Source organism: Streptomyces sp. NPDC043738 (genome assembly GCF_056436545.1).
This window is the reverse complement of record NZ_JBWKCJ010000013.1, coordinates 20201-41589: the sequence shown is the minus strand read 5'-3', so window position 1 is coordinate 41589 and position 21389 is coordinate 20201. Positions and strand designations below refer to the sequence as shown.

Sequence of the window (21389 nt, the reverse complement as noted above, 5' to 3'; positions counted from 1 at the left end):
CGCAGAGCAATGACCGACCAACCAATCGTCGTCGTCGACGCAGGTGCGTACTCCCTGTCCGAGACCTCCATCGCCGGCGCCGGCCAGCGCCTCGCCGAGATCGCCCAAGCCCTCAGCGAGCGGTACACGGTGCGAGTGATCACACGATCTGCCGCCGATACCGTCGACCTCGGTGCGGCGGAGGAGGTGGCGCTGGGCGAGGAGGCGGCACGGGCCATCGCGGCGGCCGACGCCGTCATGTTCTTCGACACCCCGGACCGGGGCCGGATCGAGCTCGCCGTCGCCCACCGCAAGCTGATCATCGGCGAATGCCGGGCGCCCATCGAGCACATGAGCTTTCCGTCGGTGCTCGCCTGTGCCGACCCGACGGGCGAGCACCAGCGATTCCTTGGCACCTACCGACGCCTGCTGCAGGTGACGCACCACTTCCTCTGCCGCTCCCAGGTCGAGCGGGCGGCGCTCCTGTCGACGCTGTGCGCGTTCGGCCGGACAACGCCCGACGACATCGCGCGGTCCTCGACTCTGGACCATCTGATCAGCACCGTGCCGGTCGGGTTCAGCCGGCGCGGTCTGGAGTCGGCGGACGCCACGGAGCCGGTCCACATGGCCGACTTCCTGTGGACCGGCGGCATCTGGGCCTTCTTCGAGCCGCTCATGTTGGTGGAGGCCATGGCGATACTCCGTGACCGTGACGTGGACGCCAGCGCCGCCTTTCTGCACGCGGCGCCGAGCGAGGACACCCGATCCACCATCGCCGAGGTCCGCGGGGCGATCGACGACCTCCATCTCGGCGACCGCGTCCATCTGCACACGGAGCCTCTCGCACTGTCCGAACGCGACCAGTACGTGAAGGCCGCCCAGGCGTACGTATGCATCGCAAGACCGGGCGCCGAGAACGAGACCGGCACACGGTTGCGCCTGCGCGACACCTTGTTGCACGGCATACCCACGATCATCGACCCCCACGGGATCTCCGGCGACCTGGTCGCTCGCGAGAACCTGGGAGTCGTCCTGCACGAGCCCAGTGCCAAGAGCCTGGCCGACGCGCTGCAGCAGGTGAAGTCCGGCGCGGTGGGCAGACCCACACGGCGAATGGAGCGGCTCTACGAGAACAGCATGGCCGCCTTCATGACCTGGCTGGACAAGGAATTGCGCGGTGAGTGAGTTGGAATCCCACCCGAATGTCGACAAGCGAACGGGGAGCCACGTTATGGAGTACCGGGACCTCAGCGTTTCACCCATCGTCAGCGCACAGGCCAACTCCACCCCGCTGGGCGGCTGCACGCTCAGCGACGGCGTCATCATGGCAATGGGGAACGCCGCACGGTCCCACGTCGACATGGACCAGTTCTGGCGGGCGGCGGGCAGTTTCCTCGCCGAGGTCACCGGCAGCGAGGACGCATGCCCGGTCATCGGGGCGGCCGCCGGCATGGCGATCGCGGTGGCCGCCTGTGTCGCGGGGACGGACACCGTACGCGTCCAGCGTCTGCCCGACCCCGGTGACCGGCCCAACGAGATCGTTCTGCAGAAGGGCCACTCCATCAGCTACGGGGGTGCGCCCATCACACAGATGATCGCGCTGGGCGGTGGCCGGGCCGTCGAGGTGGGTGCCGTGAACGAGACACTGCGTAGCCACGTCGCCGGCGCCGTCACTCGGAGGACCGCGGCACTGGTGTACGTCACCTCCCGCACCCATGCGGTCCACCGCAAGGGAGTCCCGCTCGACGAGCTGGTCGCCATCGGCCGCGAGCACGGTGTTCCCGTGATCGTGGACGCCGCGGGCGAAGGGGATCTGCGGCGCTGGGTGGCGAGCGGGGCCGACCTGGTGATCTACAGCGGGCCCAAGATGCTGGGCGCGCCCACCTCCGGGTTCATCTGCGGGCGCAGCGAGCTGGTCGCGGCATGCCGGGCGCAGTACTCCGGCATCGCCCGGCCCATGAAGGTCGGCAAGGAGAACCTGCTGGGGCTGCTCCAGGCCGTCCGCGAGTACACAGCCGTCCCGGAGGAACAGCGTGCCGCGGAGCAACTCGAGCGGATGACCAAGCTTGCGGCCCGGCTGGACAGACTCCCCGGGATCTCCGCCCGCACCGCCCAAGATGACTCGGGGCGCACGATCCACCGCGTCCTGCTGACGGTCGACCCCGCCGCTGCCGGGCGGAGCGCCGCCACCCTCGCCGCGGAGATGACGGCAGGCACTCCGTCCATCTATCTCCGGGACTTCAAGCTGCACCTTGGCCAACTCGAGGTCGACCCGCGGGCGCTCAGCGCCGACGGCGAGGAATCGGTCGTGCGGCGGCTGGAGGAACTGCTGTTGGACCGCGGTGGCGCACGGACCGACATGGAGGCCGCACGATGACACGGATCACGCTGATAGGTGCGGGGTTCCTGGGCAACGCACTGGCCGTGGGCGCGGCGCGCCGTGGCTGGAGCGCCACCGTGATCAGTCGTTCCGACCCCTTCGCCACCCGGGACGCGGATCCCGGGCCGGGCGAGATCCGTGTGCTCTCCGGCGAGGGCGCCGACTGTCTGCCGCAGACCCTGGACCAGAGCGTGGACGCGATCGTCATCGCCGCTGGCGGCCGGTTTCCGTTGCCCTCGAAGTCGGCACCCGCGGCCGACGCCATCGGGACGCTCTCGCTGGTGATCGAGCTCTGCGAGACGGTTCGCTCGCTCAGCCCCAGCACAAGGATCGTCTTCCTGTCGTCCGCCGGTGCCGTGTACTCGCCCGCCGACGAGCTGAAGCGCGAGTCGGACCCCGGGGAACCCACCTCTCCCTATGGGATGTCGCGACGGATGGGCGAAGAGTACATGGAGTACTACCGAAGAGTGCACGGCTTATCCACCCATTCTCTGCGCTGCGTGAATGTGTACGGCCGTCTCCTGCCGCAGTCGCGAGGGCAAGGTGTGGTGTCGGCGGCATTCTGGAGTGCCCTGACCAGGAGTCCTTTCACGCTCCACGGCGACGGGCGGCAGACCAGAGACTTCATCCACGTCGACGATTTCGTTACGGCGACGCTCGACCTTCTCGCATCCGGCCGAGACTTCCCCGGAACGGTCAACGTCGGCACCGGCACGGGCAGAGCCATCGTCGATGTGCTCGACGCGGTCAGCACTGCCACGGGTTGCCCGATCGTGACCACTCCGGGTCCCGACGCGCACACCGACACCGGCAACCTCGCAGTCGATCTGTCGGTGCTCCGGACCCTCATCGATTTCGAACCGCGCAGCCTCGATGCCGGCATCGATCTGATGGCCCGCGAAATCGCGGCCGACGGCGCCCTCCAAACTCTGTGACATTTCGTCGCACTCCATCGACGTGACCGGAGGAGAGCTGCTTCATGTCAACCAAGGTGAGTCGTTCCGGTGGATTCCTGGCATCGTCCATGACCTTGAGCACCGCGGAGACCCCGGACTCCGACGCCTTCCTCGAGAAGCGATCGGCGTCCTCCACCTTCGGCGTCGAACACGTTCCGTTGACCGCGCTGCCCGACTGGCGGATCGACGACCGCCTCCGGCACGCGTCCGGCCGGTTCTTCTCGGTGGAGGGACTGTCGATACGCACGGACTTCGGGCCGACTCCGCAATGGTGTCAGCCGATCATCGTGCAACCGGAGATCGGAATCCTCGGAATTCTCGTCAAACGCATCAACGGCGTCCACCACTTCCTGATGCAGGCGAAGATGGAGCCGGGGAACAGCAATCTGGTTCAGTACGCCGCGACTGTGCAGGCGACTCCCAGCAACTACCAGCGCGTCCACGGCGGCCGGCCCACCCCGTACCTGGAGTACTTCCAGGAGCACGCCGGACGACGCATCGTCTTCGACCAACTCCTTTCGGAGCACGCGTCCTGGTACCTGCACAAGCGGAACCGCAACATGATCGTCGAGATTCCCGAGGACGAGGACATCCCGGTGGCCGACGACTTCGCGTGGTTGACGCTCGGGCAACTGCGGCACCAGCTCGAACAAGGCAACCGCGTCAACATGAACGCGCGCACGGTGCTGTCCGGCATCTCGTACGCCGCGGAGGACGACCCGGACTCCTACGGCGACATCCGGGACGCGTTTCGCCGCCAAACGGTCGAGTCGCACGGCGCAGGTCGCTCGAACGCCGACGTGATGGCCGCGATGACCTGGCTCATCGACCAGAAGTCGAAGTTCAGCCTGGACGTCAGGCGGATCAGCCTGCGCGACATGGACGAGTGGGTGTGCGGCAAGGACAGCATCCGCCACCGCGAGGGGCGCTACTTCCAGATCATCGGGCTGTCGGTCGCGGCGACGAGCCGGGAGGTCGGCACGTGGTGGCAACCGATGCTCGAGCCGACCGGCGGCAACGTCGTGGCCCTGATCTGCCAGCGCCGGTCGGGAGTGCTTCACTTCCTCGTCCAGGCCATGATCCAGCCCGGCCTCACGGACCGGATGGAGCTCGCCGCAACGGTGCAACTGACTCCAGGAAGCTACCGGGGTCCGCAGGAGTTCCCACCGCTCGCGGAGTACCTCGACGCACCGGAGTCCTGGATCCGCCTGAAGACCGTGCAGTCGGAGGACGGTGGGCGGTTCTCCCGCGCGGACACGACACACGTCGTCATCAACGTCCCGGACGGACACCCGGTCGACGCACCCGACAACTACCGGTGGATGCCCCTGGGCCTGCTCAACCGCCTGATCCAGTCCGGCTACTACGTCAACGTCGAGGCTCGCAGCCTCCTCGCCTGCCTGCTCTGACCCGCACCCCACCGAAAGGAGAACCGCCCGTGTCTTCCTCGACCATCGACTGTGCTCCGTACCGGGAAGAACTACTCGACCTCGCCTCAACGCTGCCGAAAGTGCCGCGGGCCGACCTGTACGCGTTCTTCGAGGACGCGATGCGGTTGGCGAAGCGCCTGCCGCAGGAGCTGCGCGACGGTCTGGACGAGTTCAACGCCAACGGCAACCGGGACGGGTACCTGCTCCTGCGAGGTCTTCCCGTCGAGCCGGACGACGAGCTGCCGGCCACTCCTACGTCGAGCCCGCCGCCGGAGGACCGCCGACTGCTGAACATGGAGGCCATGCTCTGCGTCGTCGGCGGCAGGCTGGGGCTGCTCACCGCCTACGACCAGGGCTACGGGAACCGCCGCTCCATCACGGTCCTCCACGAGCTGTACCCGACACCCGAGGCGCACCACCTGTCGGGGGGAACCTCCAAGACCCAGCTCGAGTTCCACACGGACCTCTCCCACCACGCTCACCAGCCGAACTACATCCTCCTCTCCTGTTCGCGTGGCGACCACGAAGGCAAGGCCGCAACCCTCGTCGGCTCGATCCGCAAGGCGCTGCCGCTCCTCAGCGACGAGGTGCGGAACCACCTGTTCGACCGGGTGTTCACGCGGCGGTTCGACGCCGCGGACCCGGAAGCCACGGCCCACGTCAGGCCGTTGTACGGCGACAAGGACGACCCGTACGTCAGCTTCAACCGGTCGTTCCTCACCGCCGAGACCCCACAGGACATCGCCGCCCTCGACGCGCTGTCAGCGGCCCTGACAGAGGTCACCGAGGCGGTTCTGCTGACCCGGGGCGACCTGCTGATCATCGACAACTTCCGGATCGCCCACGGGCGGGCCCCGTTCGCCGCGCGCTGGGACGGCAAGGACCGCTGGCTGCACCGGGCGTACGTCCGCACCGATCGCAACGGCCAGCTGTCGGGCGGCGAACGGGCGGGCGACATCGTCCCCTTCACCGCCCGCCGCTGACCCCTTTGAGACCATGGAACTACTGCTGATCGGCATGTCGCGGTTCGCACAGCGGCGTGTACTGCCGGCCGCCGCGGCCATCCCCGAGATCGAGACGATCAACGTCGTCAGCTCGCACGCCGACGCCGAAGCACTCGGGCGCGTGGCGAAGCTCGGCACGGTGTACACCGACTGGAACGAGGCGCTGACCAACGCCCGCCCCAGCCTGGTCTATGTCTCGTTGGTCAACAGCGACCACACGCGGGTGGTTCGCTGCGCACTCGAACACGGGCACCACGTGGTGGTCGACAAGCCGGCCCTGCCGGCCCCGGACACAGCCGAGGAGATGGTGTCGCTGGCCCGGTCGTCATCGCTCGTCATCGCGGAGGCCACCGCCTACTCGTTCCACCCGGTGTTCGCGGCGGTCGAATCGGTCCTCGCGGACCTCGACGCGGAGGTCACCAAGGCGCTGGCCGTGTTCACTCCCCCCGTTCCAGCCACCGACTGGCGGTACGACCGGGCCAAGGGCGGCGGGGCCTTGCTGGACACCGGTCCCTACGCGGTGTCCCTGGGCCGGGTGCTGTGGGGCGTCGAACCTGAGCGGATCGACGTCATCGTGGGCGATCGCACCGCCGACGGGCTCGAGACGTCGTACAGCATGCTCGCGGGCTACCCCGGCGGCCGGACCGTCGTCGGCCAGTTCGGTTTCACGACCCCCTACCAGAACCTGGTCCGGCTGATGGGGAAGGGGGTCACGATCGAGGTCGAGCGGCCCTTCTCCGCACTGCCGGGGGCGGCCGTCGACCTGCGGGTCCAGGCCGGGGACCAGAGGTACGTGCACAGCGTGGAGCCCGCCGACAGCATGCGGCTGTTCCTGTGCGAAGTCCTCGCGGCGGCGGAGAAGGGTTCACAGGACTTCGCTGGCTCCCTGCTCAGCGATGCCCGGGGACTCGCCCGTCTCACGCGAGCGGCATCGGCCTCCTAGCCCGGATTCTCTCGCCGGCCAGAACATCGGCATGACTGACGTCAACATGACTAGAGGGGCGTTAATGATCATCTGTGGTATCAAGTTGACGCACGACGGTGCGGTTGCGGTCATTGAGGATGGTCGTCTCCGATTCAGCATTGAGGCGGAGAAGATAGCCAACGGCGCCCGCTACAGCACGCTGGGAAACCTGCGGCGGGTGCTCGACATCCTTGCCCTCGAGGGAATGTCACCGAGCGATGTCGACCAGTTCGTGATCGATGGCTGGTACACGACCGGCGCGAGCGGCAATCACGCCATCACGCTCCAGAGCGGTGACCTGCCGGTGGAGCTCGCCGTTGCGCCCTACTTGGAGGGCTCCGACGATGAAGGGCCACTACTGCGGCACCATTTCGACGGCGACGGCTTCGACGGTGGCTTTGGCTATGCCAGCTTCAACCACGTGACCAACCACCTTCTCGGCGCCTACAGTTCGAGCCCCTGCGCCGCACGCGGCGAGGACGCCCTCGCCCTGGTGTGGGACGGAGGCATCGAGCCGCGGCTTTACGAAGTGCGGGCCGCCACCCGCGAGGTGACGTTGGTCTCCGTTCTGCTGCCCATTACCGGAAACAGCTTCGCGAACTTCAGCGGACAGTTCAGTCCGTACGCGGCCGACCTCAGCGGTCTGACGAAGGATGAGGTGCTCCGTCATCGTCTGTCGATCGCGGGGAAGGCGATGGCGTACGCCGCGCTGGGCAAAGCAGAGCCGAACGCCTTCCCCGTCCTCGATGACCTCATCGCTGGTTTCCCCAGCGCCCAGATGGAGAACGCCCGGATCATGGGGGCGAAGGTCGCTTCGAATCGGGACGAGTTGATGCCGGGCATGTCCGATGCGGACATCATCGCCACGTTTCAGGAATACCTGGGCAAGCGTCTGCTGGACCGGCTCGCCGCGGTCGTAAAACGCAGGTTCCCCAACCAGCGCCCCAACCTGGTACTCGGCGGCGGCTGCGCGCTCAATATCAAGTGGAACACGTTGATGCGCGCGAGTGGGCTCTTCCGGTCCGTGTTCGCACCGCCGTTCCCGAACGACGCCGGAGCCGCCATCGGCACGGCGGTATGCGAGTCGTTCCACCGTGGGAACCTCGCGCTGGAATGGGACGTCTACAGCGGGCCCTCGCTGGTTGCCGGCCCGGTCCCCGACGGGTGGCAGGCTCGGCCCTGCGACGAAGTGCAGCTGGCGCAACTGCTGCACACCGAGGGCGAACCGGTGGTCGTCCTGTCCGGCCGTGCCGAGCTGGGCCCGCGCGCCTTGGGTAATCGAAGCATCCTGGCCCCTGCCGTCGATCCCGGGATGAAGGCACGGCTCAACGCGATCAAGAATCGGGCGGACTACCGGCCGGTTGCTCCGATCTGCCTGGAAGCCCGCGCACCCGAGGTGTTCACCCCCGGCACCCCGGACCCCTACATGCTGTTCGAGCACCGTATGCGGCCTGGATGGGCCGAGCGCGTCCCGGCAGTCGTCCACCTGGACGGTACCGCCAGGCTGCAGACCATCGACGAGCACAGCCGCTCGGCCACCTCCCGCATTCTTGCCGCGTACGAGGAAATCAGCGGCGTGCCCGTGCTGTGCAACACCAGTGCGAACTTCGAGGGACGAGGCTTCTTTCCCGACGTGGCATCAGCCGCCCGATGGGGAGGGACGCGCCACATCTGGTCGGAAGGCACGCTGTACACCAATTCGGTGGCCAACTGACGGACGCGGAGACACTGGGTCATTTGTTGATGCGAGGCCGACCTGCGCATTCGGGGCCTCGCCGCTCCAGGAGACGAATTCCCTTGACCGTCCCGATCAACCACGCAGTGAACAGTCAGAGGCATGCACCGGAACGAGCCCGCGGAAGGTGACAGCGTGCAACAGTTGCAAGCCGACTTCAGCGATCCACGGTGCGCACAGCACGTGGACTTCGCGGAGCGCGACGCCCCGAACCAACTCGTGGACATTCTCGAAGAACGCGGTTTCGCCGTGGTCACGATGGCGGATCCAGGGCCGCCCGACGCCAAACTCGCATCACTGGCCGCGGCACTGCGACTTGGAAATCCCTACATCCCGGCCCTCTACCGCTACGCGGAGACGAAGGACTACTCCGCGGCCTACAGCGACATCCGCAGCGACACCCAGGACCGACACCCCGGCTTCAGCACCACGGCAGGTCAAGCCTGGCACGTAGACGGTCTCCTCGACGGCATCGGCGACATCAGGACCACCATCCTTTACTGCGTTCGCGCCGCCCACCGGGGTGGTGAGACCCTCCTCTTCAACTCGCTGGCCGCGTTCGCCGAACTCCGCGAAACGGACCCGGCCGCGGCGGAAGCACTCCTGTCTCCCCAAGCACTCAAGCGCCGCTCCACTCTTCCCTCCATCGACGTGAGCAGCACAGGACCAGTTTTCGCAGTGGACGAAGCGGGTAATCTCCTCGCCCGCTACACGGACAACGACACCTGCACGTGGAACTTTTCAGTCGGCCCACCTGGCGGCCTGCACAGAGCACTGGCCTTCCTCCGCGCGGCATCCGACAACCCGCGATACCGACTGGCAGTAAGCCTGACCCCCGGCGAAGCCCTGATCTTCCGCAACGACCGCCTCTCCCACGGCCGGCATCCCTACGAGGACAAACCAAACGCCCGCCGCCACCTGGTCAGAGCGCTGTATGCCAAGGTCCCCACCTGCCGGCCCAAGGAGCTTGGCGCGGAATTCCCAACATCGAACACTGAACTCTAGGATTCCATCAGCACTCCCCTTGGAGTTCCCTTTTTCCGCTGCACAGGGACGTCTTCGCATCCTGGCGTGTGCGCCGGCTCAGTCTCGTCAGCACAGGGCCCCGGCCGTACATGGCGGCGGCCGGGTCCCTCGGGCTCCCGTCCCGGGAACAGGCCGTCAGCGCAAGGCGGGTGCCCCGAGCACCCGCAGCTCTCATCGCCGCACGGGCGTTATTGAGGCTCCGCCATCCTGATTTCTCCTGGTCAGCGGCGCTCGGGTGACGTCCTATCGTCATCGTGGACGTGCTGACGTGGACTGTCGGTCTGCGAACGCGCCTGGCCGAGCGAGCTGCACGGCACCATCGAGCCGGATGGGCAAAGGTTCGGCTTGCGCTCCTCGCTGTCGATTGGCCGAGTGCCCTATTGCACCCTGTGGGTATCGGCGCCTTCAACCAGTGGCGGGGATTGCGAGTCAGGCACATTCATAGGGCGGTCGGGAAGCCGGGTGGCTATGACAACAGCGACCACGAAGACCGCGAGCAGGGCATGGAAGACGGCGGGCAGCCCACTTGAATCGGCGAGCCATCCGAACATGGGGGAGCACAGGCCGCCGACCGCCATGGCCAGTCCCAGGGTCAGCCCACTGGCCGTCCCCGGACGATTGGGCAAGTAGTCCTGACCAAGGGTCACTTGCGCGGTGAACGGCAGGAACATCGCCACGCCGAACACTCCTGCGCTCAGCACCAGAACCGGGAACGCCGGAGCCCAGGCGATACCCAACAGGGCCGGAAGCGCCACGAGATAGCCGACCCGCACCGAGGCCATCCGGCCGTACCGGTCACCCACCCAGCCACCGAGCAACGTACCGACAGCACCGGCCGCGGTGTACGTACTGAGAACGGCGGCGCCCCCCGCCGCAGACGCGCCCAGATCACGCTGCGCGTGAAGCGACACCATCGACGTGACCGTGACGAACGGAATGGACCATCCGACGATGAGGGCCACCAGACGGGCAAAGGACCGCCAGTCATCCGCCCGTCCCTCACCACCTGCCCCTGCCTTGGCCGATGCGCCGCCGACCAGCGGAGCCGCCGCCGTGTGGCCCCGCGATCGCATCCAGGGCCCCTTGAGGGCCCACAGGATGATCATGACCAGAGCAGGGATCGCCAGCAGATAGCTTCCGGCGAATCCCGCTGCCCCGATCACAAGGGTGACCAGCGTTGGAGCGACGGCGCCGCCGATGGTTCCGCCGACGGAGAAAATGCTCATGGCCTTCTGTGAGGATCCGCCCGCTGCACGGGCCTGACTGGTCGCGGGCGGGTGGTACGCCGCAATGCCGATCCCTGCCAGCGCAACACACAACCAGGTGACCAGGTAGTTCCCGGACAGCCCTGCCGCCATCACGCCGAAGGCCGCGGTTCCGAAGCCGGTCGGCACCAGCCAGGGCCGTGGCTTGCTGTCGGAGAGCGCGCCGAACAGTGGCTGGAACAGGCTGGATATGCCACTCGCTGCGAACGCCAGGCCGGAGACCGCCGCGTAGCTGTAGTGCCGCTGGGACATCAGGAACGGCAGCATCGCGGGGATCGCGCCCTGATAGAGGTCATTGACCATGTGCGTCCCGGCCAGGAAGCCGAGTTGACCTTTTTTCATGTGGAAACGTCCGCTCTCTTTCTGCGCGATGTGAGCCAAGGACCTCAGCTACTCAGGTCCTCAGAGGAGTCACCTTAACGAGCACCTCCGGGACGAGTAAAACCCTTATGCGGCAGGCGGGTTGGACCACCTGCCCGTACCGCCGGCATCGAACTGGCAGCACACTCCGGCCGTCCATTGCGACGATGCCCTCGAGCCAGAGCCAGGCACAGGACGCCGTGACCGTGGCCTTCGCGCTCTCCAGCAACCTCGCGAGGTGGCGCTCTCCCTTTCGCCCGGCCTCAGCGCCAGGCCAAGTAGACTCAACGCAACCCAGTCATCAGACAAGCTGAGAGGTGAATGCGGTATGCCGCTCGGCGCTCTCCGCCCAAGCCCTCTGGTCGAACAGGCCACCCAGCACCTGCGCGACCAGATCACTGGAGGGCAGTGGCCGGTCGGGACCAAGCTCCCTGCCGAAACCGCCCTGGCCAAGACCCTCGGCGTGGGCCGCTCCACCGTGCGCGAAGCCCTGCGCGCCTTGGCCGGAGCCGGCCTGCTGCAGGCGCGCCAAGGTGCCGGCGTCTTCGTCATCGCCGACGAGCCCGAGAAGGACTGGGCCACCCGGCTGCGTCAGGCCGCGGTCACCGACATCTACGAGGTCCGCATGCTCGTCGAGGTGCAAGCCGCGCGCCTGGCCGCACAGCGCCGCACCGAAGCCGATCTCACCGCCATGCAGACGGCCCTGGACACCCGCCGAGCCGCCGCGGACGGCGATGACGCGGCCTTCGTCGACGCGGACATCGCCCTGCATGCGGCGGTCGTCGCCGGAGCCCACAACCCCGTCCTCACCGACCTGTTCGTCGAATTCGTCCCCGCGCTGCGACAGGGGCTGATCGATCTGCTGGACATCCTCGACCTACGGGCCCACGAGCCGAATCACGGTGACGTAGCCCATGACGCTCTGGTGCGGGCCATCGAGCGCCGTGACGCCGATGGCGCCGGCAGCACACTCCAGGCTGAGCTGGAGCAGACCCTCGCACGCCTCCACCGCCTCTGAATGTCACTCACCACGGCGCTGTCGCACAACAGCGGTCGATCTCCGATGCACAGCCCGGGCATCCTCGTCGTCGCGATGCTCGTGCTCGCCGCGGGGACATACGGCTTCCGGCTCGCGGGCTCGCTGTTGCGCTCCCGCCTGACCTTCCCACCGCGCACCGAACGGTTGATGGAGACGTCCGCGATCGTGCTGCTGGCCGCACTGGTGGCCACGACCGCACTCACGGAAGGGCACGGGGCGGCCGGGATTGCCCGGCCGGTCGGGGTCGCGGTGGCGGGTGTGCTCGCCTGGCGCAATGTGCCGTTCCTGGCCGTGGTGCTGGCCGCCGCCGCGGCCACCGCGGTGCTGCGCCTGGTCGGGGTCGAGTGAGCGGTACGACTACCCGTCCTCGGCACGTGGCTCGGCGAGGACCTTCTGCGCCTCGTACTTGACCAGGCTCATTGCGGTTGCCGGACCTACGGGCGCTTGTCCGACCCGGCTGCCGGCCGGATTCGCTGGTTGACGCACCTGGCAGCATGGCCGTCATGCCTGCTTACGTGATTTCTGAGGTTGAGGTACTGGACGAGCAACTCGCTGACGCCTACCGGACATTGGCGGAGGCTTCCATCCATCGCTACGGCGGTCGCTATATCGTCCGCGGTGCTTTGCCCGAAGCCGTGGAGGGTACCTGGCCCTCTTCTCAGCGGGTGGTCGTCGTTGAGTTCCCGGATACGGATCGGGTCAAGGAATGGTACGCGTCTTCCGAGTACGCGGAGGCGCTTGAGGTCCGGAAGTCAGCCCTGGAACGGCGGCTCCTTCTCGTCGAGGGGGTATCTGAGTAGCGGTCACTGTCGTCCGGTGTCGAACGCGCATCGAACTTGATCAGTGTGTTCGCAGTTCAACGGACACGAATCCGGCCTTCGTCTGATCCTTTGCATCGCCACGAGGCACAGGAACAGCACGAAGGCCTTGGTCGTGAGTCTGGTACGTCAGGGCGTCCTGCGGGAAGCGTTCACGGAAGTGTCGTGCTTCCGGACGGAGTTAACGGAGTGATACGCGTGCCTCACCGCGCGGGCGACGCACTGTTCGAGCCGTGCGACGCGCTGTTGTGCATGGACGGACCGGTTCGGACGCCAGTCGATCTCGCGCTCGCGCTGGAACATCTCTGTGGCCACGGGGCCTCGCCAGGTCGAGTCGGAGGCCGACGGGCGCGCGGTTGCAGAATGCCGTGATCAGGCAGGTCACGGCATTCTGCACCACACATCAGTCGGCGCGGCCCGTCGCAGCCACCGTCACGCCCAGGCCGATCATCGCGAAGCCGCCCGCCCCGCCGATCATCGACAGGCGTCGGTCCGAGCGGGCGAACCAGGCACGGGCCGCTGAGGCACCCAGGCCCCACAGCGTGTCCGTGATCAGGCCGATCGTGACCGGGACCAGGCCCAACAGCATCATCTGAGCAGGGACATGGCCCGCAGAGTGATCAACGAACTGTGGCAGCACGGCCGCGAAGAAGACAATGCCCTTCGGGTTGGTGACGCCCACGAAGATCCCGTCCAGGATCGTGCGTAGATCGCCATGCCGCTCACCCGCCGGGGCCGCCATGTCCGCCGCGCGCATGTGCTTGCGGCGTCGGAACGCCTGAATGCCCAGGTACACGAGGTACGCCGCGCCGGCCAGCTTCACGCCCATGAACACTGCCGCCGAGCTCTCCACCAGCGCGCCGAGGCCCCAGGCCACAGCGATCACCAGGACGTAAGAACCGACCAAGTTGCCGGCGACCGTCGCAAGCGCCGTGCGCCGACCGTGGGCGAGAGCTCTACCGATCACGAACAGCACACTCGGCCCCGGAATGACGATCACCAACAGCGACATCGCCGCGAACGCGAGAATGCTCTCCAAGGACACCACGTGTCCGTCACCTCCTGAACTGCGCACCTAGGGGCCATACAAACAGACGTCGCACCGTCCCCTCCAGGCTCATCCACATGCCGATATCAGCGGTTGGTGACGAAGGGCACACCGCCTGGCTGACCAGCGCAGAACCGAGGTCTTCCGTCCCGGCACCAACCGCCTTGAGGTCCTTGCTGGGTGCGTACGTGGTCAGGCGCGCCCACACCGGCTATTTCCGCAAGTGCGTCGATCAGGTCCCGATCGCTCCTGTCCGAACACTTACTGGTTCGGATTCCATGTGGATCGGAGTCTGTACGCATGTCTGCCGGACCTCGTGCGACCGCCGTGGTCGAGATCGACGGCACCCTCACACCATCGTCGTCGGGCCTTGAACTCCTGCAAACCCTGAACCGGCAAGGCGCATGCCAGGCAGCCGACGTGCACGCGTTGCCCCCGCTCGTGGAGCGGAGTCGGCCGGCACCGGGGACGTCAACGCGCGCACTATCACCGAGACCGACTCCGGGTTCGCCGCCGTACTCGCCGGGCTGTCCACGGCACGTGTCGGATCGCCGCGGCAGTGAACACATGGTGGCTCCCGGTGTTCGAGTGCCGCGGGATATTCGCCAGTGCGAGCTTTCAACACGTTCAACATCTAGGCGGTCGAACCCTCTTGCACACAGGCTCACTACGGGGGCGTACTGGAAGCACCCCTCGACGAGGAGTTCGTCGCCGGGAACTTTGACGCGATGCATGTGCGGCAAAGTGGTGGTGTGCGCTTCACGGACTTGAGAGCACTCGCATTCTCAGCGCGGAAGAGGCACGGTGCGCATGTTTCTACTGCGCGCACGAGGCGGGTGCCTGCCTTCAGTGAGCCGATGTACGGCCCTGGGCTGTTCCTCTATGAAAGAGACCCGCGATGTCCACTATTACAGCAAAGCAATCGGACCAGCTATTGCTGGACTCTCATATCAGCCCTGAGGCGATAAGGCACCTTCCAGCAGGCGAAGTCCCACCGCTGGCCGCGCGGATACGAGCCTTCTTGGTGGAGAAGGTATGCGCAACCGGTGGGCATTTGGGACCGAACCTGGGTGTGGTGGAGCTGAGTATCGCACTGCACCGGGTGTTCGACTCTCCACGGGACACAGTGTTGTTTGACATCGGTCATCAGGGCTATGTCCACAAGCTCCTGACTGGCCGGGCCAGGGGGTTCGACCACTTGCGGCAGGCGGGTGGTCTGTCCGGCTACCTTTCCCAGGCCGAGTCGCCACACGATGTGATCGAGAACTCTCACGCCTCCACAGTGCTGTCCTACACCGACGGCCTGACCAAGGCCCGTCATCTGGCGGGTGAGAGCGACCGCGCGGTAGTCGCCGTCGTCGGCGACGGTGCGTTGACGGGCGGAATGTGCTGGGAGGCGCTCAACAACCTCGGCGCCGCGCCGGAACGCCCGGTCGTCATCGTCCTCAACGACAATGTGCGCTCCTACGCCCCCACGATCGGGGCCCTTGCCGCGTACCTCCAGCAGCTGCGGGAAGCGGGCCCCGACAGCATCGACTGGCTCATTGATGCCGAAGAGGGGAACAACAAGCCACACACAGGTCGTGGTCCTGACTCGGACGACCATGCGGACCACCTGGGTAGGGGCGGCTGCCACGGCGCCGATGACGCCATGCCGCCCCCTTCACTTCCGGCGGCCCGGAATCTGTTCCGACTGCTCGGCTTCGCCTATCTCGGCCCGGTCGACGGCCACGACGTGCCCTCGTTGGAAGAGGCCCTGTCAATGGCGCGGAGGCTGCGCCGTCCGGTGGTAGTGCACGCGGTGACAGTCAAGGGCCGTGGCTACGCCCCGGCTGAGGGCGATGCGGCGGACTGCATGCACGCGGTCGGTGCCCTGGACCCCGCCACCGGCCGGCCGCCTGAAGCCGGTGCCGCGCCGTCGTGGACGAGTGTGTTCGCCGACGAGCTGTGTGCGCTGGGCGAACGGCACGAGGACTTGGTGGCCATCACGGCGGCGATGCCCGGTCCAACTGGTCTGGACCGGTTCGGCGCACGATTCCCTCGCCGCTTCTTCGACGTCGGAATTGCCGAGCAGCATGCGGTGACATCTGCTGCGGGCCTGGCACTGGGCGGATTTCACCCGGTCGTCGCGGTCTATGCCACGTTCCTCGGGCGGGCCTTCGACCAGATGCTGATGGACGTGGCGCTGCATCGGCTGCCGGTGACATTCATCCTGGACCGGGCGGGGGTGACGGGGCCTGATGGGCCGTCGCATCACGGAATGTGGGACCTGACGCTGCTTGGCGCGGTGCCGGGCATGCGGGTGGGGGTCCCCCGGGATGCCGTCCGGCTGCGGGAACTCCTGGGTGAAGCCGTCGCTCACTCTGGTGGGCCGACCGCGCTGCGGTTCCCCAAGGCCTCCGTTTCCACGGACATCCCGGCCCTGGAGCGCCACGGCCCCTTGGAGGTCCTCCACCGGTCCACAGCACGGGATGTGCTGCTGGTGGCGGTGGGCCCGCTGGCGGGTCCGGCGATGGAGGCCGCCCGCTACCTGCAGGAGCAGGGCATCGGGGTAACCGTGGCGGACCCGCGCTGGGTACTGCCCGTACCGCCCGCACTCATGGAGCTCTCCGTGCGCCACCGACTGGTGGTGACGGTGGAGGACAACACCCGGTCCGGGGGTGTGGGCACAGCCGTGGCGCGTGCGGTGGCCGATGCCGGATCCCGGGTACCGGTGCGGGTGCTCGGATTGCCGGGACGTTTCCTCCCCCACGGCACCCGCGCCGGCATCCTGGCCGCCGCCGGCCTCACCGCGCAGGGCATCGCCTACTCCGTACTGCGTGCCCGCGCCGAACGCCCCCACAACGAAGTGGGGCAGTGATGGCTGCCCAGCCGGTTCTTCCACACCTGTCCGGCATCTCCGCCCGGCCCCCGCAGCGCCAGGACGGCACCCTGACAACGGCCGGGACGCCTACCCGGGCCAGTGGGGATGGTGAAGTGCGGGCGGTGGTGGTCCTGGGATCGACCGGCTCGGTGGGGTCACAGGCACTCGATGTCATCACCGCGCATCCGAACCGTTTCCGGGCGGTCGGCCTGGCTGCGGGTGGCGGCCGTCCTGGTGTGCTGGCCCGTCAAGCCCTGCGCACCGGGGCCAAGGTAGTGGCGGTCACCGATCCCGGCGCTGTCGGGGACGTCACCGCCGCTCTTGCCGCACTGGCGCGGGAGACCGGCAGGCCCCGCCGCCCGCTGCCCATGGTGCTGGCCGGCTCGAAAGGGCTGACGGTGGTCGCCTCTTGGTCATGCGACGTCCTGCTCAACGCCCTCCCCGGTGCTACGGGTCTGCCAGCCACGTTGACCGCGTTGGAGACCGGGCGGTGTGTGGCGCTGGCGAACAAGGAATCCCTGGTCACCGGGGGCGAGTTGATCCGGCGGGTGGCGGGGCCGGGGCAGATCGTGCCGGTGGACTCCGAACACAGCGCGATCATGCGGTGCCTGCCCGACTGGGCCTACGCCTGCCCCGTACCCGGCCTCCAGGGCCTGGTCCTGACCTGCAGCGGCGGCCCCTTCCGCAACCACACCCCCGCCCAATTGCGAGCCGTCACTCCGGCGCAGGCCCTTGCACATCCGACCTGGCGGATGGGCCCCATCGTCACCGTGAACTCAGCGACTCTGGTCAACAAGGGGCTGGAGATCATCGAGGCTCAGATGCTGTTCGGCGTCGGCTACGACCGCGTCACGGCCGTCATCCACCCGCAGTCCGCCGTCCATTCGATGGCCGAGTACGCCGACGGTTCCACCCTCGCCCAGGCGGCCCCGCCGAACATGCGCCTGCCCATCGCCACCGCCCTGGCCTGGCCCCACCGGCCACCGCCCGCCGTCATCCAGCCCCTGGACTGGGGCAGGGCGCATACCTGGGCCTTCGAGCCCGTCGACGAGGTGCGGTTCCCCGCCATCGCCCTGGCCCGCCATGCGGGCTGCCTCGGCGGCACCGCCCCGGCCGTGTTCAACGCCGCCAACGAAGAGGCCGTCACCGCGTTCCTCAACGGCATCGTCCCCTTCCCCGCCATCACTCAGGCCATCGAACACGCCCTCGACCGGCACATCCCGGTCCCCGACCACGAGCTCACCCTCGACGCCATCCGCGCTGCCGACACCTGGGCCCGCCGGCGCACCCGTGAGCACCTCCACCACCCCACTCCCCACCCCGCGCACCAGGCTCAGGAGGTCTGACATGCCCGCCATCGATCTCGGCCTCCCCGCCTCGGCCCCCACTACTCCGGTGCGCCGCCGTACCCGGCGAATCCATGTCGGCGATGTCCCCGTCGGCGGTGGCGCGCCGGTCTCTGTCCAGACCATGACCACCACCAGCACTGCCGACGTGGATGCCACGTTGCAGCAGATCGCCGAGATCACTGCCGCGGGATGTGACATCGTCCGCGTCGCCGTGCCCTCCGCCGACGACGCCGAAGCCCTGCCCGGCATCGTCGCGAAGTCGAAGCTCCCGGTGATCGCGGACATCCACTTCCAGCCCCGTTACGTCTTCGCCGCGATCGACGCCGGCTGCGCGGCAGTACGGGTCAATCCCGGCAACATCAAGCGGTTCGACGACAAGGTCAAGGAGATCGCCGCCGCGGCGGCCGCGGCCGGCGTGCCGATCCGCGTCGGGGTCAACGCCGGCTCCCTGGACCCTCGTCTGCTGGCCAAGTACGGCGGTGCCACGCCGCAGGCGCTGGCGGAGTCCGCTCTGTGGGAATGCTCGCTGTTCGAGGAGCACGGCTTCACCGATATCAAGATCGCGGTCAAGCACCACGACCCGCTTACGATGATCGCCGCGAACCGTCTCCTCGCCGAACGCTGTGACTACCCCCTGCACCTCGGCGTTACCGAGGCCGGCCCCGTCTTCCAGGGCGCCGTCAAATCCGCCGTCGCCTTCGGGATCCTCCTGGGCGAGGGGATCGGCGACACCATTCGTGTTTCCCTCTCCGCACCCCCCGTCGAGCAGGTCAAGGCCGGCAACCACATCCTCCAGTCCCTGGGACTGCGGCCGCGCAGGCTGGAGATTGTCTCCTGCCCCGGTTGCGGCCGCCTCCAAGTCGACATCCATCGCCTCGCCGCCCAAGTGGAGGCCGCCTTCGACGGCTTCCCCCACCCGCTGCGGGTCGCGGTGATGGGCTGCGTCGTCAACGGGCCCGGCGAATCCCGCGAAGCGGACCTCGGCGTGTCCTGCGGCAACGGAAAAGGCCAGATCTTCGTGCGCGGGCAGGTCGTCAAGACCGTTCCGGAACACCAGGTGGTCGACGTACTGATCGCGGAAGCCCTGCGCCTGACGGAAGACACCCACACCGCACCGGAAGGCGAGGGCTCGTGACGGCGTCATCCCTGACCACCCCATCCATCGACCTGACCTCCGTACCCGCTCAAGTCGACGGAGTGCTGCGCGAGTTCCTCGACTCCAAGACCCGAATCGCCGAGCAAACGCGCATGCCCACCGAACTCCCCCGCGCCTTGCAGGGGTTCCTGGAAGCGGGCGGGAAGCGACTGCGCCCCATGCTGTGTGTGATCGGCTTCCACACGGCCGGCGACCACGGTGGGCTCACGCCCATCCTGCGGACGGCTGCGGCGCTGGAGATGTTCCACGCGTTCTGTCTGATCCACGACGACATCATGGACCGCTCGCCGACTCGCCGTGGACGGCCCACCGTCCACCACGCTCTCGCCGCCCGCCACTCTGGCAGCACTGGCCACGACGCGGCATGGTGCGGCACCAGTGGCGCGATCCTGGCAGGCGACATGGCCCTGGCTTGGTCCGTCGAACTCCTGCACAGTGCGGGCCACCCGCCCACCCGACTCAGCTCCGCTGAGCGCGTGATCGATGCGATGCGCGAAGAGGTCATCTACGGCCAGTACCTGGACCTCACGGCTTCCCTGGGGCCCATGGACGACATGGCCGCGGCCCTACGCGTGATCCGATACAAGACCGCGAAGTACACCATTGATCGCCCCCTGCACACCGGGGCCGTTCTCGCGGGCGCCGAAGCCGCCCTCCTCCAGGCGCTGACCTCCTTCGCGCTGCCGCTGGGGGAAGCCTTCCAGCTCCGCGACGACCTCCTGGGCGTCTACGGCAACCCGAATCGGACCGGCAAACCCGTCCTGGACGACCTGCGTGAAGGCAAGCACACCGTCCTGCTCGCTCTGGCTGACCAGCGCGCGACCCCCGCCCAACGACAGCACCTGCACCAACTGGTGGGCGATCCGGGTCTGACCGAGGGCGGTGCGGCAACCATCCGGGATGTCTTCGAAGCCACCGGGGCCCGCGCCGCCGTGGAGAACATGATCACCGCCCGCTACGGACAAGCCCTCACCGCACTGAGGAACATCCCCTGCCCACCCGCCGCGTCCGCTGCCTTGCGGCATGTCGCGGCCCTCGCCACGGAGCGTGCGTCATGAAGCGCCGACGCGTCCTGCTGGCGGCTCCACGCGGATGCTGCGCCGGCGTGGACCGCGCCGTCGCCACCGTGGAAGGGGCCCTCGAACTGTACGGGGCACCGGTGTACGTACGTCATGAAATCGTCCACAACCAGTACGTCATCAAGGTCCTGGAGGAAAAGGGCGCGGTCTTCGTCGAGGAGACCGCCGACGTACCCGAGGGCAGTGTGGTGATCTTCTCCGCTCACGGGGTCGCCCCCACCGTCCATCAGGATGCCGCCAGGAGGCATCTCACCGTCATCGACGCCACCTGCCCCCTGGTCACCAAAGTCCACAAAGAGGCCATCCGTTTCGCCCACGAGGGCTACGACATCCTCCTCATCGGCCACGAAGGCCACGAAGAAGTCATCGGCACCAGCGGCGAAGCACCCGACCACATCCATGTCGTCGACGGGCCGGACGATGTGCACAACCTCAAGGTGCGGAACCCGGACGAGGTTGTCTGGCTCTCCCAGACCACATTGTCGGTCGACGAGACCATGAAAACCGTCGACGCACTCAAGGAGAAATTCCCCCGGCTCATCTCCCCGCCCAGTGAGGACATCTGCTACGCCACTCAGAACCGCCAGCTCGCCGTCAAACAGATCGCCGCCATGGCAGAGCTGGTCATCGTCGTGGGCTCCGCCAACTCGTCCAACTCCGTGCGCCTCGTCGAAGTCGCGCGGGATGCCGGCGCTCCCAGCGCCCACCTCGTCGACCACTCCGAACAGATCGACGCGGCCTGGCTCGACGGCGTCACCACGGTGGGTGTCACCTCCGGAGCTTCGGTACCCGAGCCCCTCGTCGACGCGGTCTTGCAACGACTCGCTTCCTGTGGATACGACGATGTCGAGACCGTCACCGTTACCGAAGAACGCCAGCAATTCGCCCTGCCCCGGGAACTGACCGCACCTCGGAGCCCGAGCACTGCAATCCCCCTG

The 21389-nt window shown here is 67.6% G+C and carries 17 protein-coding genes and 1 pseudogene; 16 read left to right on the top strand and 2 right to left on the bottom strand.

Going from position 1 to position 21389, the window contains the following annotated elements:
* Positions 1-9 precede the first annotated feature (9 nt).
* From AC0680_RS18680 to AC0680_RS18645, 8 genes are all read left to right on the top strand, one after another.
* Positions 10-1164, top strand: a complete 1155-nt coding sequence (locus AC0680_RS18680) for a glycosyltransferase family protein (RefSeq protein ID WP_478629831.1) — start codon at positions 10-12, stop codon at positions 1162-1164.
* 46 nt (positions 1165-1210) lie between these two features.
* Complete coding sequence (locus tag AC0680_RS18675; RefSeq protein WP_478629828.1) at positions 1211-2356, top strand: PLP-dependent aminotransferase family protein; 1146 nt, start codon at positions 1211-1213, stop codon at positions 2354-2356.
* The gene (locus tag AC0680_RS18670) at positions 2353-3294 is read left to right on the top strand and encodes an NAD-dependent epimerase/dehydratase family protein (protein WP_478629825.1); all 942 of its coding nucleotides are present in this window, start codon (positions 2353-2355) and stop codon (positions 3292-3294) included. The genes AC0680_RS18675 and AC0680_RS18670 overlap by 4 nt, the downstream gene beginning before the upstream one ends.
* Positions 3295-3338: 44 nt before the next feature.
* Positions 3339-4724 carry an NDP-hexose 2,3-dehydratase family protein gene (locus AC0680_RS18665; RefSeq protein WP_478629822.1) on the top strand — a complete coding sequence of 462 codons (1386 nt, stop codon included), beginning with the start codon at positions 3339-3341 and terminating at the stop codon, positions 4722-4724.
* Between the two features lie 29 nt (positions 4725-4753).
* On the top strand, positions 4754-5728 hold the full coding sequence (cs1, locus tag AC0680_RS18660) for a clavaminate synthase Cs1 (RefSeq protein WP_478629820.1): 975 nt from the start codon (positions 4754-4756) through the stop codon (positions 5726-5728).
* A 13-nt stretch (positions 5729-5741) separates the two neighbouring features.
* On the top strand, positions 5742-6692 hold the full coding sequence (locus AC0680_RS18655; RefSeq protein WP_478629817.1) for a Gfo/Idh/MocA family protein: 951 nt from the start codon (positions 5742-5744) through the stop codon (positions 6690-6692).
* A 31-nt stretch (positions 6693-6723) separates the two neighbouring features.
* Positions 6724-8427: a carbamoyltransferase N-terminal domain-containing protein gene (locus AC0680_RS18650; RefSeq protein WP_478629814.1), complete on the top strand. Its 1704-nt coding sequence runs from the start codon at positions 6724-6726 to the stop codon at positions 8425-8427.
* Between the two features lie 123 nt (positions 8428-8550).
* Positions 8551-9453: a TauD/TfdA family dioxygenase gene (locus AC0680_RS18645; RefSeq protein WP_478629811.1), complete on the top strand. Its 903-nt coding sequence runs from the start codon at positions 8551-8553 to the stop codon at positions 9451-9453.
* 398 nt (positions 9454-9851) lie between these two features.
* Here AC0680_RS18645 and AC0680_RS18640 read toward each other — a convergent pair whose 3' ends face one another.
* Positions 9852-11120, bottom strand: a complete 1269-nt coding sequence (locus AC0680_RS18640) for an MFS transporter (protein WP_478629808.1) — start codon at positions 11118-11120, stop codon at positions 9852-9854.
* Positions 11121-11427: 307 nt separating this feature from the next.
* On the opposite strand from AC0680_RS18640, the gene AC0680_RS18635 reads away from it, so the two are divergent.
* From AC0680_RS18635 to AC0680_RS18625, 3 genes are all read left to right on the top strand, one after another.
* Positions 11428-12117: a FadR/GntR family transcriptional regulator gene (locus AC0680_RS18635; protein WP_478629806.1), complete on the top strand. Its 690-nt coding sequence runs from the start codon at positions 11428-11430 to the stop codon at positions 12115-12117.
* A complete protein-coding gene (locus tag AC0680_RS18630; protein ID WP_478629805.1) occupies positions 12118-12486 on the top strand; it encodes an AzlD domain-containing protein in 369 nt (122 codons plus the stop codon).
* 155 nt (positions 12487-12641) lie between these two features.
* Complete coding sequence (locus AC0680_RS18625) at positions 12642-12938, top strand: DUF1330 domain-containing protein (protein ID WP_478629802.1); 297 nt, start codon at positions 12642-12644, stop codon at positions 12936-12938.
* A 421-nt stretch (positions 12939-13359) separates the two neighbouring features.
* On the opposite strand, the gene AC0680_RS18620 is transcribed toward AC0680_RS18625, so the two are convergent.
* Positions 13360-13968 carry a LysE family translocator gene (locus tag AC0680_RS18620; protein WP_478630118.1) on the bottom strand — a complete coding sequence of 203 codons (609 nt, stop codon included), beginning with the start codon at positions 13966-13968 and terminating at the stop codon, positions 13360-13362.
* Positions 13969-14902: 934 nt separating this feature from the next.
* Here AC0680_RS18620 and dxs point away from each other — a divergent pair.
* The 5 genes and pseudogenes from dxs to AC0680_RS18595 form a co-directional block, all read left to right on the top strand.
* The gene (gene dxs, locus AC0680_RS18615; protein ID WP_478629800.1) at positions 14903-16864 is read left to right on the top strand and encodes a 1-deoxy-D-xylulose-5-phosphate synthase; all 1962 of its coding nucleotides are present in this window, start codon (positions 14903-14905) and stop codon (positions 16862-16864) included.
* Positions 16865-16980: 116 nt separating this feature from the next.
* On the top strand, positions 16981-18213 hold the full coding sequence (gene dxr / locus AC0680_RS18610) for a 1-deoxy-D-xylulose-5-phosphate reductoisomerase (protein WP_478629798.1): 1233 nt from the start codon (positions 16981-16983) through the stop codon (positions 18211-18213).
* Position 18214: 1 nt separating this feature from the next.
* Positions 18215-19351: a flavodoxin-dependent (E)-4-hydroxy-3-methylbut-2-enyl-diphosphate synthase gene (gene ispG / locus AC0680_RS18605; RefSeq protein WP_478629795.1), complete on the top strand. Its 1137-nt coding sequence runs from the start codon at positions 18215-18217 to the stop codon at positions 19349-19351.
* Positions 19348-20430: a polyprenyl synthetase family protein gene (locus tag AC0680_RS18600; protein WP_478629793.1), complete on the top strand. Its 1083-nt coding sequence runs from the start codon at positions 19348-19350 to the stop codon at positions 20428-20430. Before ispG ends, AC0680_RS18600 begins: the two co-directional genes overlap by 4 nt.
* Positions 20427-21353: pseudogene (locus tag AC0680_RS18595) on the top strand (4-hydroxy-3-methylbut-2-enyl diphosphate reductase); the annotation flags it as partial. The gene AC0680_RS18600 and the pseudogene AC0680_RS18595, both read left to right, overlap by 4 nt.
* Positions 21354-21389: the final 36 nt, after the last annotated feature.

What these genes read in the sequence shown, in the direction of transcription:
- ispG (WP_478629795.1), top strand. Translation starts at nt 18,215, where the DNA reads ATGCCCGCCATCGATCTCGGCCTCCCCGCCTCGGCCCCCACTACTCCG.
- AC0680_RS18680 (WP_478629831.1), top strand. Translation starts at nt 10, where the DNA reads ATGACCGACCAACCAATCGTCGTCGTCGACGCAGGTGCGTACTCCCTG.
- AC0680_RS18645 (WP_478629811.1), top strand. Translation starts at nt 8,551, where the DNA reads ATGCACCGGAACGAGCCCGCGGAAGGTGACAGCGTGCAACAGTTGCAA.
- AC0680_RS18625 (WP_478629802.1), top strand. Translation starts at nt 12,642, where the DNA reads ATGCCTGCTTACGTGATTTCTGAGGTTGAGGTACTGGACGAGCAACTC.
- AC0680_RS18655 (WP_478629817.1), top strand. Translation starts at nt 5,742, where the DNA reads ATGGAACTACTGCTGATCGGCATGTCGCGGTTCGCACAGCGGCGTGTA.
- dxs (WP_478629800.1), top strand. Translation starts at nt 14,903, where the DNA reads ATGTCCACTATTACAGCAAAGCAATCGGACCAGCTATTGCTGGACTCT.
- AC0680_RS18675 (WP_478629828.1), top strand. Translation starts at nt 1,211, where the DNA reads ATGGAGTACCGGGACCTCAGCGTTTCACCCATCGTCAGCGCACAGGCC.
- AC0680_RS18620 (WP_478630118.1), bottom strand. Translation starts at nt 13,968, where the DNA reads ATGTCGCTGTTGGTGATCGTCATTCCGGGGCCGAGTGTGCTGTTCGTG.
- AC0680_RS18670 (WP_478629825.1), top strand. Translation starts at nt 2,353, where the DNA reads ATGACACGGATCACGCTGATAGGTGCGGGGTTCCTGGGCAACGCACTG.
- AC0680_RS18630 (WP_478629805.1), top strand. Translation starts at nt 12,118, where the DNA reads ATGTCACTCACCACGGCGCTGTCGCACAACAGCGGTCGATCTCCGATG.
- AC0680_RS18650 (WP_478629814.1), top strand. Translation starts at nt 6,724, where the DNA reads ATGACTGACGTCAACATGACTAGAGGGGCGTTAATGATCATCTGTGGT.
- AC0680_RS18665 (WP_478629822.1), top strand. Translation starts at nt 3,339, where the DNA reads ATGTCAACCAAGGTGAGTCGTTCCGGTGGATTCCTGGCATCGTCCATG.
- AC0680_RS18635 (WP_478629806.1), top strand. Translation starts at nt 11,428, where the DNA reads ATGCCGCTCGGCGCTCTCCGCCCAAGCCCTCTGGTCGAACAGGCCACC.